Source organism: Carboxylicivirga litoralis, from assembly GCF_025499605.1.
GTDB classification, from domain to species: Bacteria; Bacteroidota; Bacteroidia; order Bacteroidales; family Marinilabiliaceae; genus Carboxylicivirga; species Carboxylicivirga litoralis.
The window spans coordinates 27,074-40,832 of record NZ_JAFMVC010000026.1 but is presented as its reverse complement, the minus strand read 5'-3'; the positions used below and the strand labels follow the sequence as shown (position 1 = coordinate 40,832).

6 protein-coding genes are annotated in these 13,759 nt (G+C 37.5%); all 6 read left to right on the top strand.

Annotated elements, in window-relative coordinates; translation table 11 throughout:
• Positions 1-6: 6 nt before the first annotated feature.
• The 6 genes from J1N10_RS17650 (at position 7) to J1N10_RS17625 (ending at position 13,552) form a co-directional block, all read left to right on the top strand.
• The gene (locus tag J1N10_RS17650) at positions 7-1,617 is read left to right on the top strand and encodes a RagB/SusD family nutrient uptake outer membrane protein (RefSeq protein ID WP_262328060.1); all 1,611 of its coding nucleotides are present in this window, start codon (positions 7-9) and stop codon (positions 1,615-1,617) included.
• A 26-nt stretch (positions 1,618-1,643) separates the two neighbouring features.
• Positions 1,644-3,605 carry a hypothetical protein gene (locus J1N10_RS17645; RefSeq protein ID WP_262328059.1) on the top strand — a complete coding sequence of 654 codons (1,962 nt, stop codon included), beginning with the start codon at positions 1,644-1,646 and terminating at the stop codon, positions 3,603-3,605.
• 212 nt (positions 3,606-3,817) lie between these two features.
• On the top strand, positions 3,818-4,228 hold the full coding sequence (locus tag J1N10_RS17640) for a hypothetical protein (protein ID WP_262328058.1): 411 nt from the start codon (positions 3,818-3,820) through the stop codon (positions 4,226-4,228).
• A 16-nt stretch (positions 4,229-4,244) separates the two neighbouring features.
• The gene (locus J1N10_RS17635) at positions 4,245-8,933 is read left to right on the top strand and encodes a VPS10 domain-containing protein (protein WP_262328057.1); all 4,689 of its coding nucleotides are present in this window, start codon (positions 4,245-4,247) and stop codon (positions 8,931-8,933) included.
• A gap of 398 nt (positions 8,934-9,331) precedes the next feature.
• On the top strand, positions 9,332-9,556 hold the full coding sequence (locus J1N10_RS17630; RefSeq protein WP_262328056.1) for a hypothetical protein: 225 nt from the start codon (positions 9,332-9,334) through the stop codon (positions 9,554-9,556).
• Between the two features lie 36 nt (positions 9,557-9,592).
• Positions 9,593-13,552 carry a T9SS type A sorting domain-containing protein gene (locus tag J1N10_RS17625; protein WP_262328055.1) on the top strand — a complete coding sequence of 1,320 codons (3,960 nt, stop codon included), beginning with the start codon at positions 9,593-9,595 and terminating at the stop codon, positions 13,550-13,552.
• Positions 13,553-13,759 lie beyond the last annotated feature (207 nt).

The window sequence follows — 13,759 nt, the reverse complement described above, 5'->3', positions numbered from 1 at the left end:
ATTGATATGAAAAAGAAATTATTATATATGTTAGTGGCACCCGCGTTATTGCTTTTCGCCGGGTGTGAAGACAATCTGGACACTTTGCCTGAAGGCGATGTTGTAACGACTGGCCAGAAAGAAGATGTTTACAGTAAAGATCCTTCTAAGGCTTCAGCTGGTGTCACAGGTATTTATGCTCAGTTTAGTCAGTATGCACCGAATGAAGATGATTTAAATCGAGTAAATCACCATGATATTGGCTATCCATCGTTAATGATGTTTTCTGATGCCAATGGTACAGATGTGGTGCAGGAAGATAATGGTTATAACTGGACAACCAGTAGTTTAGAGTATTCTGATCGTACTTATACTTCACGTGAGTGTCAGATTATTTGGAACAACCAATATAGAATTATTTCTAACTGTAACAATGTAATTGGTGCCATCGATCCTGCTACCGAAGATCCTACTTCTAAGTACTATTTAAGCCAGGGTTTAGCAACTCGCGCATTTAGTTATTGGACTTTAGCTCAGTTATTTCAATTTAATTATGTGGGTAACGAGTCAAAACCATGTGTGCCAATTGTAACACATGAAAATGCAACAACTATTGCCGATGAAGGAGCAAAGCGTAATACTGTTCAGGAAGTTTATGACTTTATTATGACCGACATCAATACAGCAGTGTCGTTATTAACCGATGCTGAGGCTGCAGGTGTTAAGCGTGATGATAAACGTTATATGAACTTAGCAGTAGCTTATGGTTTAAGAGCTCGTTTTAATTTAACAATGCACAAATACGCCGAAGCAGCAGCGGATGCAAGCAGTGCTATCGATATATCAGATGCTACGCCTGCTAGCATTGAAGACATTAGCAAGCCTGCTTTCTGGACAGTTGATGAAGCAAACTGGATGTGGGGTATTTTAATTGCTGAAACCGACCGTGTTGTAACGTCTGGTATTGTTAACTGGATTTCGCATATGGGTTCGCTTAACTATGGTTATGCCAACTATAACAAAGGACGCCAGATCAACAAGAAGCTTTATGCTAAAATTGGTGATTCAGATGCACGAAAAGGCTGGTGGATAGATGAAAATAAGCAATCCCCTAATTTATCAGATGAATTTGCTGCAGCTATGGCTAGTTATGGTTATAAGGCTTACACGCAAGTTAAATTTGCACCATATAAGAATGAGGCTAAAACATCTACAAATTCCAATGATATTCCTTTGATGCGTATTGAAGAGATGTACCTGATAAAGGCAGAAGCGGAAGCGATGAGCGGTGGTGATGGCAAAACAACATTGGAAAGCTTTATTCAAACTTATCGTGATCCTGACTATGTATGTGAAGCAACTAGTCCGGAAGGGATTCAGGAAGAAGTATTCGACCAGCGTCGTATTGAATTATGGGGTGAAGGTTTAAGCTGGTATGATATTATGCGTCTGAACAAAGGTGTTGACCGCCGAGGAGCTGGTTATCCGAATGCCACTATGGTGTTTAATATTCCTGCTGGAGATCCTGTTTTAATTTGGCGTTTACCAGAAGCAGAGATTCAGGCTAACCCGGCATTGACTGAAAGCGATAACAATCCTTCAGCACCAGATCCACAACCGGTACCTGATGTAGACTAATGTGTTTTACCTTAAAATTAAATTGCATGAAATTAAATAAATTATATATCGCATTTTTAATGATTGCTATGTCCCTGGTATGGGGATGTAGTGATTATGAAGATACCGTGAAACCTAGTCCTACAAAGTTAGAAGGATGTCAGGGTGTGTATTTTCCAACTTCAAACAAAGCTTTATTTGAGCTTGAGCCTAATGATGCCAAAGAGATTACTTTAACTGTTTCTCGTGTAGCTAAAACAGGTAGTGTTGAAGTACCTTTAACTGTTGAAACAAACACAGAGGATGTATTTGATGTACCAGCAAAAGTAACATTTGCTGCTGGTGAAACAGAAGCTAGTTTTAAAGTAACGTTCCCTGATGCAGGTGAAGGTGTGGCTTATCAGTTGAAAATTGCAGTTGTGGGCGATGAATTTGTGAATCCTTATGGTTCAGCAAAATCTTATGTGTCAACAGCTATTTCTCGTGTTAAATGGGAAAAGTTAGATGATCCTTTTATTTATGTAGATGGTGCTTTTTCAGCTTTGTTCGGTGTAAGCTCATACCCAATGTATGTAGAGGTTGAGGAAGCTAAATTGGAAGGCTCAATGCGTTATCGTTTTAAGAACGCCTATGATGTACCAACAGGGGATGCTGATGCGGATGGTATTTTTGATGGATATCCATATAATGATCCAGGTGATTTTGATGAAGCGAATGACTATTATACCATTATTGAGATTTCTGATCCCAAAGGAGTTTCTGGTGATGCAGTTATGGTTGGGCATGAAATCGGTGTTGCATGGAGCGACTATGGTATGATATCTATTGGTTCTTTGCCTGATAAACCTGGAAAAGTGAAGAATGGAACTATTACTTTTGCTGAAGGTGACTTATTTTTTAGTATGGCTAATTATAATGATGGCGCAGCTTATGGTTCAGGAGCACCTACTGTTATTTATACGACTAAAGAGGCCTTTATTAAAGCTAACCTTAAGATTGAGGATTATAATGCCGTAGAGTATGAAATAGTAGCTGGTGAGGTGAGTGAGTATTGGTCTAAGGGGCTTAATGACAATTGGTCACAAACAATTGCAAAGGCAGTTGATGCTGATCCTGAGAATGAAGCAAGTGAGTACAAAGACCTATATTACTTAGCTAATTTATATACAGAAGATTCAGGTTTAGGTTTGGCGTTTTATTACCCAGAAGGTGGAAAAGTGCTTATTCCTGAAAGCCAGCCTACAGGTATGCAAGTTTATGGCGAGGATGTGTTTGTTTCACAGAGTAAGGATATTAAGTCTACTGTAGTTGTAACTAAAAAAGGGGTTACAGAGTATACACTAGGTCTTAAATTCCACTATGAAGATGGAACGGTTGTTGGTGAGTTTGCAGAGTTATTCTATCACGCCAAGTCTATGCCTTCGTATGAAGTAAGCGACTTTGTTGGCTCATACGTAATGACTGGTGAAGCACTTCTTCAAAACCGTGATAATGCAAATATGGAAGTGGAAATTACAGAAGGTACAGAGGCTAATACGCTTGTAATAACTGGTATTGATGTAACCGATAAGGTTGTAGCAACATTTGACCCTGCTACAAGCTTAATGTCAATAGCTCCTCAGGCTGTAGCCGATGTGAGTTATCAGGGAACATTTGTTGATGCTACTTTCTTAACCTTTGATGGACAAAGTGAGAGTACAACAGCTAAGATTGATATGAAGCTGAATATGGGAGGACAAATTGTTCTTGCTCCGGCCACTGAAGCAATTGGTTATTTAATTTACACAGCTGACTTAGGCGGATATTTTGATGGTTTTGCTTTAATAGAATTTTCACCAGTTGAAGGTTCTAAGGCAGCAGCAACATCATCGTATGTTATGTCTCCAGAAGTACAATCTGCTATTTCATGGTCTGAAGAAACACCGGCACAACCAGGACACAATTTTAAAGTTCAGGGTAAAATAAATCCTAAATCATTAAATAACGAAGCAGTGCCTGTTATCTTCTAGTTAACTAAAAATATTTAATTAAGAGAGGATGTTAATTATTAACATCCTCTTTATTTATATGAGTGCTTCTTGTTTTTTGTTCATAGTTTTTTATTACTCTAATTTAGAAAAATAAAGTGCTGTTGAGCGATAAGAGTCAAAGCTTAGCTCATTGTAAATACATTCTATTTGCTTACCTTTACGCATCTTACGTTACTCTTAACCTAAAAAGAATGAAAATACTTAACCTGATTGTAATTCTACTTCTTGTCATAGGTTGTCAAACGGTGAAAAAGGCTACTGATATTAGTCCGCTTGACAAAGCTATTGCTCAACATTTTGATGCCAATGTTGACACAGTAACAAATACTTCCGGAACATTTATTCTTATTCTGCAAACCCAGGAACCAACAATGCAAGTGCCGGTTAATGCACTCAAGTTTGGAATTTATGATATTAAAAAGGAAGCGATTGTTTATACCGAGCAGAAATATAATGCTCGTGCAAGTTGGTATAACGATGAATATATTTCGATTAAATCCCGTCCGGGAGTAAAATCAACTGACGATGCTATTAATAGTGCTATGGAGCACTGCTATATCAATGTAAAAACCCTTGTGAAACTAACAAAATTACCCAATTAATATTTAAACCTTTAAAATGAGAAAGAATTACCTAATTATTATTTCCCTAATAGTAGTGGGCTTGGGGATTTATTATACTCAATTTGGAGATACGCTGAACATCAATAGAGAGTTCAAGACGTCTGAAATGTTGATACAAGAGCATATTGATGCCAAAATTGAGCGCCGCAAAAATGGTTATGCTAAGCAAGATAAGCCAGATAAGTTTTTAGAACATATTTATATGTTGAAAACTGGTGGAAACCCCGATGCAGATTATAAAATTAACAATGCTTTTAATGAGCTAAAGAAAGCAAAACTAAATTCGACCAAGTTAAAGGGAATAAAAACGCTAGATTGGAAGCAACGCGGCCCTGGAAACGTTGGCGGGCGTACTCGAGGATTAGTAATTGATCCTGATGATGCCACCGGAAATACATGGTTTACAGGTCCTGTTGGAGGTGGTGTGTGGAAAACAACTGATGCAGGTTTAAACTGGACTTTATTAACCAGTGATTGGCCCAATTTATCTGTAGCCTCTCTGATAATGGCAGAATCGAATCACGATGTTTTTTATGCCGGAACGGGAGAAGGATTTGGAAATGTAGATGCCATAAAAGGGAATGGTATTTTTAAATCAATTGACAGGGGGCAATCTTGGACTCAACTAGCATCAACCAAAGACGATGATAATTTCTCATTTGTTAGTCGCCTGGTGATTGATCCTTCAAATGAAAATATTGTATTGGCAGCAACTAATTCTGGTCTTTTCAGGAGTATAGATGGTGGTTTGTCATGGACAAATGTTTATGAAGCTCAGGAAAAAGTTCAGGATTTGCGTGCAAAACCTGGTGATTTTAGCACATTGTTTGCGACTGATAATAATATCGGTATTTTAATGTCAATAGATGGAGGACAGTCATGGAATGTAACAAAAGCGATCAATAAAGGACGTATTGAATTGGCAATTTCATCCAATAATCCGGAATACCTTTATGCTTTAACAAGTACATCTGATTTATTTATGTCTGTCGATGGAGGTGATAACTGGGAAGAAACAACTCCGGATACCAAAGTTGAGTTCTTGAGTCAACAAGGCTGGTATAATAATACATTGGTCGTTAATCCAAATGATGCAACAAAGCTTTATGTTGGAGGTTTAGAAACTCATAGTGTATCAATTGGCGAAGATGCAAGTTCTGCAGGTTCTAGTGTGTTTGATATCAAGTTAAGTAATACGTCTTTTTTGTCATGGTTAAATATTGGTGGAGAGTATTTAGCTGGTGGTATTAAAATGGAGACAGAAAATGCCACCTTATACACTGATGTTGAAATTACTTTTGGAGCAGGCGTCGCCCAAAAAGCACATCGCTTTACAACCAGTTCTTCATCATTAGTTCCGGCGGCATCAGATTTGGTTTATCAGGATTATGTTGATGTTCCTTTTAGTGTTACGGATAAAACAAGTGGACAGCAGCTAATGGTTTCATTTGTTGATAGTGATGCTAATGGCACCTTTGAGCCTAAAGCATCAAGTACGGAACAAATCTACATTCATGCTGTCAACTATGATAATGTTTCAGCATCAGCAATGATTGCATCAGCAGGAGGAGCTACTCATAACCGGATAGTTGTGCTTAATCCTAATGTAGCTAATGATTATACATGGGACGCAGCAAACTTACCTGCAGCAACTATAACTTTAGATACTTATGAGTTAAAAAGTAAGAATATTACGTCTTCGCAATTAACCGTATGGTATGCTAAAGGCGAAAGTTATTATTCACATGCTGACCACCATAATATGGCAATTATCCAAGGGGTAGGAAATCCGTTTAGAATTGTTGATTGTAATGATGGTGGTGTTTTTATGTCTGAAGATGGTGGCGTTACTTGGGAAGAAAGAGTAGCGGGTTATGTTACCTCTCAATTTTATGGCGTATCTAAACATCCAACTAAAGATATCTACATAGGTGGATTACAGGATAATGGAACATGGATGTCTCCTGAAGATCCTGATAAGTTAAGCGAATGGACTGAAAAAGGAGGTGGAGATGGATTTGAGACGGCATGGAATGCCAATGATCCTAATAAAATAGCTTTGTCCTTGTATAATAACAGGGTGAAAATTTCGAATAACGGTGGGCAATCGTGGTTTGATGCAAATATTGGAGATCAAGGAGATGATGCTCCTTTTGTTACACGTATCGCGAATGAAGTGTCGGAACCTGATTTAATGTTTGTTGGAGGAGCTTCAGGTGTTTGGCGTTCACCGGATTTTGGTGCAACCTGGAATTTGGTTACGATGCCTAATGGTACATGGAGTTATGGGCATGCTTATCCACATATAGCTATTAGTCCAGTTGACAGTAAATTTGTTTTTGCGGGAAATGCTTTATCGTCTTCTAATGCCTTAGCATACTCTACTGATGGAGGGTTAAGTTTTGAGAGTATGCCAATTCCCAATGGAGCAGCTGCCTTTATTTCTGAATTAATTGCTCACCCAACAAACGAGAAAGGAATATATGTACTATTTGCACAAAACAACCATCCTAAGATTCTTTATACTGAGAATAATGGGGGCAGCTGGACTGATTTAAGTCAATTTGAAACAGGAACGAGCAGCAATGGATTTCCCAATGTTGCTGTTTATTCGTTAGTGGTTATGCCACATAATACTGATATACTTTGGGCTGGAACTGAAATTGGTATCTTTGAATCAATAGATGGAGGACAAAGCTGGCATTATGCTGATAATGGTTTGCCTGCAGTGTGTATCTGGGATATGAAAATTGTCGGACAACAGGTGGTTGTTGCCACACATGGATTAGGTGTTTGGACAGTTGATATACCTGAAATATTAGATGCAATTAAGAAGCCTCTTGTGAAGGCTGGTAAAAATCCATTGGGCGAAATTGCGATTGAATTACAATTGGAATCGGCCTATGATCTAGTAGAGGTTTACTTTAACGATGAGTTGGTAAAAACATATGAAAATACATCTATTGGAGTTATGAATGATGCCATTGAATATGCTTCATCACATTCTCTTATTAATGTCAAAGTTAAAGGGAAAATTGGTGATACTCAAGCGGTTTCTTCAGTAGTTGATGTTGAAAACTATAACTTGTATGCACCGGTTCAGAAATATATGAACCCATTTACAACGAATCAATACGATTTTACTGGTGCATCATTTTCAATATCTGATCAATTATTTGATAACTGGGCCATTCATTCAGTTCACCCTTATTCAAAGGATGAGGACATAGTTTACATGCTAAACTATCCGATTGAGGTAATGGAGAATGCTGATAACTCAATATTAACATATCGTGATATCGCTTTGGTTGAAGCCGGTCAACCAGGAGCCTCATATGGAGATGACGCGTTTTATGACTATGTAGTTGTTGAGGGTACTAAAGATGGAATTACATGGCAACCGTTAGAGGATGGATATGATGTTAACGCTTTTGATAGTTGGAAAGAATTCGCAAGTTCAGGAATTAGTTCAACACCAAACTCATCCACATTATTTGAACAGCATTCAATTAACCTTCAGCAAACTTTTGAAGCGGGAGATGTTATTTTAATACGTTTCAGGTTATATTCAGATGATGCGACAACTGGTTACGGTTGGGTTATTGATGATTTAAATATTCAAGAGTCATCGACAGAGAGTCAGAACTTGTTGTTGAAAGGTGGAAAAAATCCACAAGGTAGTGTCGCTATTGAGTTAGAGTTAAAACAAAACTATAGTGCGGTTGAGTTGTATTTTGAAGATAATTTGATTCAAACTTATAACGATGTTAGTGCAGGAATCATTAATGAAGAAATTGCGCAAATACCAAACAAAGCAAGTGTTAATGCTTATGCAAAAGGGTTTGTGAATGGACAATTAATGGTTACAGATTATATCGAGATTGTGAATTATGAATTGAATGATCCGATTCAAAAGTATATGACTTCTTTTGATACCAATCATTCCGATTTCATTGGTGAGTCGTTTGCAATATCAAAAGAGTTATTTGATAATTATGCAATTCATAGTGAGCATTCGTATTCAAACAATATGGATATAACTTATATGTTGACCTATCCAATTGAGGTTATGGAAGCAGGAAAAGCCATTCTTTCATACCAGGACATTGCAATGATTGAGTCTGAAGGTGGGGATTATGTAGTGTTGGAAGGTAGTGTAGATGGTTATAACTGGAAATCGTTAAATGATACTTATAATGTAAGTGATTACAGTGAATGGAGTTCTGTAGTGAGCAATATAAATTCAGCACCTACATCAAAAGATCTATTTGTTGAACACACTATTAATCTTCTTGATAACTTCAATACCGGAGATGTTATTTTACTACGTTTCCGTCTCCATTCTGATGAAATGACATCAGGTTATGGGTGGGTAATCGATAACTTAATAGTGCAGGAAACAGGTACTGCTGTGGAAGAGGAAGTGCAGTATGATACAAGCTTTACGGTTGGCCCAAATCCTGCTACAGACCATCTTGAAATTAAGCTTAACTCTCGTGAAAGTGGTAACGTTAATGTGTCTGTTTACGACATGTCGGGACGAGCTGTTATTGTTCAGGATTATTATAAAGGTTTCGGTGTTTGGAATCAAACTATTGAACTAGGCAGTATAGATGCTGGCGTAAAAATTGTTACGGTCAGTTTAAATGGTAAGATTTATAAAAAGAAGATTATCTGTCGCTAACTGATATAATCGTTTAAACAAAAAAAAAGAGGTGCCAAAAGCACCTCTTTTTTTTTTAAGTAAAGTTGTAAATAACTATTCCTAAGAGCTTTTGTTTTGGTGCGTTATTCTTGGGAATAACGCAAGTGTGTTAAGTGTCCTTATTTTTAACGCCAATAATTATCAGGTTTCTATTCAATAATTTAGCCTACCTTTATCCCTCAGGAGCTTAAATGTTCGTCTATGAGGATTTTAGTATTTTTATTGTATTTAGTCTAATGGCTGGCTGTAATTCATTAAAAAGATACAGAAAGGGTTACAGAATTAGGGCGGCAATATTTTGGAGGAAAATGTCTACTTCGGTTTAATAGTTCAAAAGACTCTGATCTAATAATAAAGAGGTTGACTCTGAAGAACCAATGGCCCCAATATACTACGGAATAAATAATGTAAAGGTGCATAAAATTATTTTTGAAGAACAAAAAAGGGATGATACCGTAGAGTGGTATAATACAGATTTTACAATAGTATGGTCAAAACCAGAGGAGCAATCAATTGATAAGGAACTTAATCGAAAAATGGCAATTTATTATATACATGTATCAAGTTTAAAAATAGTTTATACCCTTAATGAAGAGAAATAATTATCTAAATCCATATAAACGTTTAATCAAAATTGAATGAAGAAATTTTACTTCGCATTAGTAGTGCTCTCAATAGCTGTAGTGGCATATTTTTTAGTGCCTAACACTACGAAATCTCCCGTGAAAGGAGTTAAAGCTTGTACACCAAAAGAAATTAAGCAGAAAGAGGTACAGAGGAAAATGGACCGGAGAAATGCAGGTTACGCCAAACCTGATAAACCTGATGAGTATCAGAAATATCTGTATTTTTTGAAGACCGGTAATGAAGCCTCAAAGGAATACCCGCATAACCATCATTTAAAAGAGTTAAAAAGTGCCAAATTAAAATCTGCTCAATTAAAAGGAACGCGAGCAGAGCTTGATTGGATTGAAAGAGGACCTGGTAATGTCGGGGGCCGAACAAGAGGCTTTTTAATTGATCCCGCCGATAATACGGGTAATACTTGGTTGGCAGGTTCTGTTGGTGGTGGCATTTGGAAAACAACGGATGCTGGACTAAACTGGGTGCCTTTATCTGAAGACTGGCCAAATATGGCTGTTAGTTGTTTAGCCATGGCCCCCTCCAATTCGCAAGTTATATATGCCGGAACAGGTGAAGGTTTTTATAACCTTGATGCCATTATGGGGAATGGTATATTTAAGACTGTAGATGGTGGTGTAACCTGGAATTTATTAACTTCAACTGAAGGAAATGGGGCATTTCGTTATGTAAATCGGATAGCCATCGATAAAAATGATGAGGATATTGTTTACGCAGCAACCAATTCTGGTATATTCAAAACAGTTGATGGAGGAGAAAACTGGGATAAGGTATTTCAGGAAAGTTACACTTATGGATATCGCAGAGTACAAGATTTAAGAATATTACCATCTGATTCTAAGATTCTTATTGCAGGGGTTAATGATTATGGTGTGGTTCAATCGTTTGATGGTGGAGAGACCTGGAAGCTAGTTCATCAATTAAGTGAAGGTCGTGTTGAGATCTGTATTTCAGACTTCAATAATGATGTGATTTTTGCACTAACTTCAGAATCGAATCTATCTATGTCTACAGATGGCGGTGATAACTGGGTGAAGGTTTCTTTTTCCGGAACCGAAGTGGCCTATTTATCTGGACAGGGGTGGTATAACAACACCATGGTTGCACACCCCACAGATGAATCTAAATTATTTATTGGTGGTGTAGATTTATACAGTGTAAGCACAACGGAAGGAGGTCCGAATGGGAACACTGCTTTTGATATTGTCAATAACACAGCTTCATATTTTGTATATGCCAACTTAGAAGGTCAATATCTTAGTGGAGGCGTAAAGATAAACTATGATAATGTGTCCAGTATTGGTAAAATAGAAATTCGATTTGGAGGCACTAATAGTCAGAAGGCTCATCGCTTTACAAGCAATAGTTCGGCTGAAGTTCCGACAGAATCAGGCTATGAGTATAATGACTATGTTGATGTTCCGTTTGAAGTGTGGGATACACAAAATAACAGACAATTAATGGTGTCTTTTAGAGATGCGGATAATAGTGGTGAGTTTAATTTATCCGGAACAAGTCAGGAGCAGATATTTATACATAGTAGTGATTATGACGCGTCAACTGCTTCAGTAGCGATTGCTGTTACCGGTGGTGTGGCTATTGAAAAGGTAGCTTATATATATCCAAGACTGGCAGATGGTGTAAGTTGGAATCCAGCTGAATTTGTTGATGCAGTACTTCAACTTAATAAAACAGAGTTGCTTGTGCAATCAATGACTTATGCCAAGTTAAGTAGATGGAATGCCAATATCAATGAGTCAGATTATGTACATGCCGATCATCACAACCTTATAGTTGATGCCAATAATGGTAGCCCGTTCAGACTAATCAGTTGTAATGATGGCGGTGTCGCTTTCTCTGAAGATGGTGGAACGAGCTGGACAAGTCCGAATGACGGTTATAATACTTCTCAATTTTATGGAGTTGCTCGTCATCCAGAATTAAACCGTTATGCCGGAGGATTACAAGATAATGGTACCTGGATGTCAGGAGAAAATCCTGCTAAATTGACAGCATGGGGTGAAGTGGCAGGTGGAGACGGGTTCTCAACTGTTTGGAACCAGGAAGATCCAGATAAAATTGTAGGATGCTACTATAATAATACCTTATTTGGAACTTATGACGGTGGTGAAACGTGGAGTTTGTTAAAAGGGGTTCATGGTTATGATGATAGTGATGTTTCTCCTTTTATTACGCGAATAGCCAATTCAAAGAGCAATCCTGATTTATTATTAGTAGGTAGTAAAAATGGGATTTCTACATCAGAGGACTTCGGATTAAGTTGGAAATTAGTTTCTGTTCCTGAAGCTGCCTGGAGTAAAGGTTATTATAATCCGCAAATTGCAATAAGCCCGGTTAATTCACGTTATGTCTGGGCAGGAACAACCGCTTCAACTAGTCAGCCATTAGCATTATCTACTGATGGTGGAAAAACTTATGAATTAGTAAATTCTCCGATTAGTGACTATTCCGCCAATATTTCAAGAATAATAGCTCACCCAACGGAGGAAAATACTGCCTTTGTTCTGTTTTCACTATTTGGTGAGCCTAAGATTTTTAAAACTGAAGATTTAGGTGAAACGTGGACTGAATTGTCAGGATTTGGATCAGCTAGTTCAAGTTCAAATGGATTTCCTAATGTTGCTGTGTTTACATTAATTGTGATGCCACATAATACTGACATTATGTGGGCAGGTACTGAGGTTGGTTTGTTTGAATCAACCGATGGAGGGGCTAGTTGGGCCTATGCGGATAATGGTTTACCGGCTGTTTGTATTTGGGATATGAAGATTGTTGGTCAGCAAGTTGTTGTTGGTACCCACGGTCGAGGTGTGTGGACAGTTGACATTCCTGAATTGCCAGCTGACCTGGCAAAACCTACAGTAAGAGGTGGCAAAAACCCACAAGGAAATATCGCCGTTGAGATACTATTGGAAAGGGATTATGATGCCCTTGAATTATATGTCGACGATGTTTTGCAAAAAACATATGAAAATGTTAGTGCCGGAACTACTCTGGAAGAGATAGAGCTTACGTCTGTTAACGCAATGATTGGTGTTCAGGTAAAAGGTATAGTGGGAGAGCAAACCGCGATGTCAAAATACGTTGAGGTAGAAAATTATGCGGTCAGAGATGCTGTACAGAAATACATGAATGCATTCTCAACTTCGAAGTATGATTTCACTGGCTCTTCCTTTAAAATTTCTAAGGAATTATTTGATGATTGGGCCATTCATACAGATCACCCATATGCTGAAGGAGACGATCTTACTTATGTATTAAGCTACCCGATTGAAATACTTAGTGAGAGTAACGCCATTCTTTCGTATCGTGATATTGTTTTGGTTGAAGCTGGTGAATCTGGTACCGTTTATGGAGATGACAAATATTGGGATTATGTAATTGTAGAAGGTACTAAAGATGGTATTAATTGGTTACGGTTGACCGATGGCTATGATGTTAATGGAGCTGATAAATGGAAGGATTTTGCGGGAACAGATTATGCTAACATTAACGACACACCAAGTTCTTCTTCTTTATTTGTAGAGCATTCATTGAATTTGCATGATACTTTTAGTGAAGGAGATGTAATTCTGGTACGTTTCCGTTTATATTCAGATGCCAATACCACTGGTTACGGTTGGGTAATCGATGATTTAATAATCCAGGAAACGGGTACAGCTGTTGATTTAGAAGTCGAGAATGATGTTGAGTTTACTGTTGGTCCAAATCCGGCAACTGACTTTATTGAGTTAACGCTTAATTCAAGTGAAAACGGAAAAGTTAATGTGGCTATTTATGATATGTCAGGTCGTGCTTTAGTGGTGCGGGATTATTATAAAGAGGCTGGAAGTTGGTCGCAAACAATTGAGTTGGGTAATGTTTCTGCCGGAACAAAGATTGTGACTGTTAGTATCAATGGAAGTATTTATAAGAAGAAAATTGTTTGTCGTTAGTAACGATAAATCACTTAGATAGAAAAAGAGGTGCCTTTGGTGCCTCTTTTTTTGTTTAAGTGTATTTATAAATAACTGTTATTTATATTGAACATTTATTTGTTGTTTTATATCTCAGTAATACAATTGATTATGATTGTTTTAATTTAGAATTCACCGTAAATAAAAGATAAAAACATCCGAATATATTGGAAATATTTTTCTTTT

Excerpts from the sequence above, each read along its gene's own strand:
- J1N10_RS17650 (WP_262328060.1), top strand. The coding sequence starts at position 7 with ATGAAAAAGAAATTATTATATATGTTAGTGGCACCCGCGTTATTGCTT.
- J1N10_RS17645 (WP_262328059.1), top strand. The coding sequence starts at position 1,644 with ATGAAATTAAATAAATTATATATCGCATTTTTAATGATTGCTATGTCC.
- J1N10_RS17640 (WP_262328058.1), top strand. The coding sequence starts at position 3,818 with ATGAAAATACTTAACCTGATTGTAATTCTACTTCTTGTCATAGGTTGT.
- J1N10_RS17635 (WP_262328057.1), top strand. The coding sequence starts at position 4,245 with ATGAGAAAGAATTACCTAATTATTATTTCCCTAATAGTAGTGGGCTTG.
- J1N10_RS17630 (WP_262328056.1), top strand. The coding sequence starts at position 9,332 with ATGGCCCCAATATACTACGGAATAAATAATGTAAAGGTGCATAAAATT.
- J1N10_RS17625 (WP_262328055.1), top strand. The coding sequence starts at position 9,593 with ATGAAGAAATTTTACTTCGCATTAGTAGTGCTCTCAATAGCTGTAGTG.